The organism is Marinitenerispora sediminis (assembly GCF_003336425.1).
Lineage (GTDB): Bacteria > Actinomycetota > Actinomycetes > Streptosporangiales > Streptosporangiaceae > Marinitenerispora > Marinitenerispora sediminis.
This window is the reverse complement of sequence record NZ_QEIO01000234.1, coordinates 1-5,253: the sequence shown is the minus strand read 5'-3', so window position 1 is coordinate 5,253 and position 5,253 is coordinate 1. Positions and strand designations below refer to the sequence as shown.

Here is a 5,253-nt window from a genome sequence, read left to right as displayed (position 1 = left end):
GCCGCGGCCCACCCACCGCCCTGCGGCCCGCACAGCACCACCCAGCCCCGCCCGAACAGGTCGATCGTCGAGCACCGCTCACCCTGCCGCTCCACCCACAGATGCGGCGCCCGGAACCCCGGCCGCCCGCTCGCCCGCGCCGGGTCCTCGGCCCGCGCCGGATCCGCGTCGTCGATGATCACCGCGTCAGACCGGTACCTGAACCCCAGGATCACCTGCGCGTACCCCGTCTCGGCCGGGACCACGCCCGCCATGTGCGGCGCCAACCGGTGCGCGTACAGGTACAGCGACTCGTCCACCACCAGCTCGGCCACCAGCCGGCGCTCCCGCTCGTAGCTGTCCAGCAGCCCCGGCCCGGCCTCGCCGTGCAGCACCGCGGCCAGCTTCCACGCCAGGTCGAAGCCGTCACCGATCGCCGTGTTGCCGCCCAGGCCGCCGGTGGGCGGGTTGACCTTCGCCGCGTCGCCCACGAGGAACACCCGGCCCTGGCGCCACCGGTGCGCGATCCGCGCCGCCATCTCCCACGGCAGCGCCTCCAGCAGCCGCGGCCGCAGGTCCGGCGCGTCCAACCCCAGCCGGATCAGCTCCACCCACCGCTCCGGCGTGAAGTCCGCCGGCGACTCACCCCGCGCCGGGTCGTACTCCGCCCAGAACGTGTGCCGCTCCGGCCGGTCCGTCACCCCGAACGCGCCGGTGAACTTCGGGTGGCGCAGGTAGTACAGCCCCGACGCGCCCGGCGGCAGCACACCCGACAGGTCCGCCTCGAAGATCATCCCCATCACGTGCGCGAGCGTCCCGTAGCCGTGCCGCGGAACGGCCAGCCGCTCCCGGATCGGGCTGCGGTCCCCGTCGGCCGCCACCAGGTAGTCGGCGCGCACCACGGTGCCGCCCCCGCCCGCGCGCTCCCGCAGCCGCACCGTGACGCCCTCGCCGTCCTGCTCGAAGGACACCACCTCGGTGCCGAACCGCACCGTCGCGCCGAACCGCCGCGCCTGGGCCAGCATGATCGGCTCCAACCGGTCCTGGGCGACCAGCGCCCACGGCACCGGCGCGCACTGCGCCGTCGCGGCCACCAGGTCCTCGAACGACTCCGCGAACGTGTCGAACACCCGGCCGCGCACACTCTCGGCGATCTTGATCGTGAAGACCCCCTGGCTGCCGCGGATGTCGCTGACCCGCCGCACCTCCTCGGCGATCCCCCCGATGCGCAGCAGCTCCATGGTGCGCGGGTTCTGGCCCGCCGCACGCGGGTGGATCGACGTGCCCGGATGCTTCTCCGCCACCAGGACCCGGATACCGCGCCGGGCCAGGAACATCGCCGTGGACAGCCCGGCGAGACCGCCGCCGGCGACGACGACGTCCACCCGCACCTCCGCCGGGCCGGCGCTCACGCTGTCGGTCACTGTCTCCTCCTCGTGCTCGTGGTACTCCTCGCGGCCGACGGCGCGGCCGCCCTCTCAGTCGCGCTGGCCGACGAACAGGCCGCGCCCCGACTGGACGCCGCCGATGTAGTCCACGGTGAGGCCGGCGCGTCGGAACGCGGCCTCGTAGCCGGCGCGGGGGAACAGGCTGATCAGGTGCGTCTCGGTGAAGTGCCGCGCGCCGGACCGGGCATCGGCCACCACGTAGTGCACGTGCATGCGGGAGGCGTCGCCCTCCCGGCGCGAGTGCGACACCCGCGCCACGGTGCGCTCGTCGACCGTGACGACGTCGGCGGACACGTACCCCTCGATGAAGGTCTCCGGGAACCACCACGGGTCGATCGCGACCACCCCGCCGGGCACCAGGTGCCCGGCGAACCGCGCCAGGGCGGCGTCCAGCTCCGCGGCCGAGGCGAGGTAGCCGATGGACCCGAACATGCAGGTGATGGCGTCGAACCGGCGGTCCAGGGCGAAGGTGCGCATGTCCCCGTGGTGCAGGGTGCGCGCCGCCCGCCGCCGCCGGGCCACGGCCAGCATCGCCTCCGACATGTCCAGCCCCTCGACGTCGTCGAACAGCTCGGCGAAGAAGGCGAGGTGCCCGCCGGTGCCGCAGGCGACGTCCAGCAGCGACGCCGCGTCGGGCTTGCGCGCCCACACGTGCTTGGCGACCTCGGTGGTCTCGGTCGCGTAGTTCTTGCCCCGGCCCCGGTGGACGAGTTCGTAGATCTCGGCGAGTTCGGCTCCGTACACGTGTTCCTCCACTCAGCGGAAGTCCCGAACATGGTCCGCCGCCCACCGCGCGAAGTCGTACGGGGGCCGCCCCGTGATCTTCTCGACCGTCGCCAGCACGGCCGGAGGCGCCTCGACCGCGTCGGCCAGGTAGGCCAGCACCATGTCGACGACCGCCTCCGGCATGAAGCGGACCAGCTCGGCCCGCCCCCGCTCCGGGGTGACCTCCTCCACCGGGATCCGCCGCCCCAGGGCCGCGCCGATCAGCCGGACCTGCTCGACCTGCGACACCGGCTCCGGCCCGGTCAGCTGGTAGGTCTGCCCGCCGTGCCCGTCCTGCAGCAGCGCGGCGACCGCCACGGCCGCCACATCGGCCTCGTGGATGAGCGGCCGCGCCGCGTGCGGGTAGGGGAGCGGCACCACGCCTCCGGCCCGGATCGCCTGCCCCCACTTCCACAGGGCGTTGGCCGCGAACTCGTCGGGGCGCACCAGGGTCCAGTCCAGCCCGGCGTCCTGCACGGCGCGCTCCACGGCCAGGTGCCGCCGCGCGCTGGGGTTGCCCCCGCCGGCCTCGTGCACGGAACTGGAGGACAGCACGACGGTGCGCCGCACGCCCGCGGCGCGCGCCATCCGCGCGACGGCGCCGGCCGCGGCGGGCTCGGGGAACAGGTAGAGGGAGTCGACGCCCTCGAGCGCGGCGGCCAGGGTGTCCGGCCGGGCGAGGTCGCCGGGGACGACGTCGACCCGGGCGGGCAGGCGGGCACGCCCGGGGTTTCTGGTCAGCGCCCGCACCCGCCGGCCCGCGTCGAGCAGCCGCGCCACCACATGCCGGCCGACCTGCCCCGTCGCTCCCGTCACCAAGACGGCCATGGGTCCCACCCCTCCTGGTGCCGTGTTTTGGGCCTTCGGTTTCAGGATCGGGGCCGGTCCTCAAGGACGCGCCGATTTCCGGTGGATCCGCGCCCCGGGCCGGCGCGGGGGAGGGGCCGCGCCGACCGCGCGCCAGCGCTCCTCGACCCGTCCTCGAGCCGGCGGCCGGCACCCTGGGGGAAGGACGCGGCGCGGGCCGCCGCGGCTTCCGCCGCGCGCGCCCCCGCGCCGCCGAGCGAGGAGTCGCCATGTCGGAAGCCGAGAACAAGGCGCGCTGCCTGAGGATGGTGGCGTCGTGGAACCGGTGGAGGGTCGAGGGCATCACCGATTACTGGGCGCCGGACGTCGTCCACTACTCGCAGGACCGGCCGGTGAGCTCAGCGGCCATGGTCGCGCTCATGGAGGAGGGGCTGCGGGCGTTCCCCGACCTGCACCTCGACGTCCGCAGCATCATGGCCGAGGGGGACCGGGTCATCCTGCGGATCACCGTGACGGCCACCCACACCGGGGAGTTCCAGGGCGTGCCGCCCACCGGCCGCCGCGTCACCTGGTACCTGGTGGAGGAGCTGCGCTTCGCCGAGGGCCGGGTCGTCGAGCACTGGGACGTCATCAACCACCTGCCGATGCTGGAGCGGATCGGCCAGGTGGCGCCCGCCGCCTAGCCGGCCCCGCGGCGCCCCGTGCGCCGCACGGGGCGCGGCCCCCGGCCGGCGCGAGGCCGCGGGCCGCGCCCCTCACCGTGGCCGGCGGCCGCTGCGGGCGCCGGCCACGGCCCCTCAGTAGGAGCGGGTGCTCGTCCAGGTGCCGGCCGGGATCGTGTCGGCGGGCGGCGGGGTCAGCGACGTGTGCAGCTGCGGGTCGTTGTTGAGGATCGCGTGGTGCAGCCGCTGGATGGCGGGACCGGGGTCCAGCCCCAGCTCGGTGACCAGGGTGGTGCGCAGGCTGTGGAACGTCTCCAGCGCCTGGGCGCGCCGGCCCGCGAGGTGCAGGGCGCGCATGTACTGCGCGTGCAGCCCCTCGTGCAGCGGGTTCTGGGTGGTGAGCGCGGCCAGCTCGGTGAGCGCCTCGTGGTACATGCCCAGGTGCAGCTGGGTGTCGAGCAGGTACTCCAGCAGCACGAGGCGGGACTCCTCGTACTGGCGGCGCTTGGACTCCAAGATGCGGCCGGTGGGGATGTCGACGAGCGCCGGGCCCCGCCACAGGTTGAGGGCCTCGGTCAGGTGCGTGAGCGCGCCGTGGTGGTCGCCCGCCGCCAGCGCCCGGCGCCCGGCGCCGGCGTGCTCGTGGTAGCGGTTCAGGTCCAGGCCGGCGTGCGCGGTGGTGAGCTGGTAGCCGCCGGCCCGGGTGAGCAGCAGCGTCTCGGCGACGCGGGCGGTCGGGTGCCGGGTGAGGGCGGCCAGCAGCTTGCGCAGGTTGAGGATGTAGGTCTGCAGCGTGGTGAGCCCGCTCGCGGGCGGCTCGTCGTCCCACAGCTCGCGCATCAGCGCGGTGACGGGGACGACCTGGTCGGCGTGCACGATCAGCATCGCCAGGACGTTGCGGAGCTTCGGAGCGGTGGGGGTCCTGCCCGCCCCGCCCATCTGGACGGCCAGCGGCCCCAGGACACCGAACTCGACGCGGGGAGCGTCCGGGGTGTCGAGGCGGTGGTCGCCGGCCGGCACACGGCCGTGTGAATCAGTCATCCCGAGCATCAGCCCCCTGAGCTGGAACGGACGTTGAGCCCCTCGCGGCGCGTAAGTCCGGCCGTACGCGGGAGGGACCGCGCGGGCGGACGGCGGGACGCGGGCCGGGCACGCGCCCCGCCCCGCGAGAACCGTGCGAACCGCATGAACCACGGCGAAAATTCGTGTTACCGACGATCGGCCACGAATTTCCTAATGCAGTGACGTTGCCGGAAACACCAATCAATATCGGACAATGCAGGGTAGCGATAGTGCACCACTTTCGCTCGTGAGCGGCACTGAGATTTTACCGACTCTCTGCCCCCCTTCAATTCCCTGGCCATATCAGGTCACCGCCTGCAATTCCGCCCCACATATTGCTCCGCAAAACCACCGCGCCCGGCAACGCCGAATTCCCGCATTCCCCCCGGCCCGCCGACCGAAAAACGCCAACACCATTTCACCAACCCAAGCCCCATCCGCCCGCCTCGCGGCATTTCGAGGCGATTTCGAGGCGGGGTCGAGCACCCCCATGCCAACCTGACCGCAGCCCCCACCGAAAAGGACACCCC

The 5,253-nt window shown here is 73.8% G+C and carries 5 protein-coding genes; 1 reads left to right on the top strand and 4 read right to left on the bottom strand.

Annotation, left to right across the window (positions count from 1 at the left end; genetic code table 11):
- From rdmE to DEF28_RS25410, 3 genes are all read right to left on the bottom strand, one after another.
- A partial coding sequence (rdmE, locus tag DEF28_RS25420; RefSeq protein ID WP_199493543.1) for an aklavinone 12-hydroxylase RdmE occupies window positions 1–1,403 on the bottom strand: 1,403 nt, incomplete at its 3' end.
- A gap of 54 nt (window positions 1,404–1,457) precedes the next feature.
- The gene (locus DEF28_RS25415; protein ID WP_233515536.1) at window positions 1,458–2,183 is read right to left on the bottom strand and encodes a class I SAM-dependent DNA methyltransferase; all 726 of its coding nucleotides are present in this window, start codon (window positions 2,181–2,183) and stop codon (window positions 1,458–1,460) included.
- Window positions 2,184–3,020: an SDR family oxidoreductase gene (locus tag DEF28_RS25410; protein ID WP_114400674.1), complete on the bottom strand. Its 837-nt coding sequence runs from the start codon at window positions 3,018–3,020 to the stop codon at window positions 2,184–2,186.
- A 248-nt stretch (window positions 3,021–3,268) separates the two neighbouring features.
- On the opposite strand from DEF28_RS25410, the gene DEF28_RS25405 reads away from it, so the two are divergent.
- Window positions 3,269–3,682 carry an ester cyclase gene (locus DEF28_RS25405; RefSeq protein ID WP_114400673.1) on the top strand — a complete coding sequence of 138 codons (414 nt, stop codon included), beginning with the start codon at window positions 3,269–3,271 and terminating at the stop codon, window positions 3,680–3,682.
- A 114-nt stretch (window positions 3,683–3,796) separates the two neighbouring features.
- Here DEF28_RS25405 and DEF28_RS25400 read toward each other — a convergent pair whose 3' ends face one another.
- A complete protein-coding gene (locus DEF28_RS25400) occupies window positions 3,797–4,702 on the bottom strand; it encodes an AfsR/SARP family transcriptional regulator (RefSeq protein ID WP_199493541.1) in 906 nt (301 codons plus the stop codon).
- Between the last annotated feature and the right edge of the window lie 551 nt (window positions 4,703–5,253).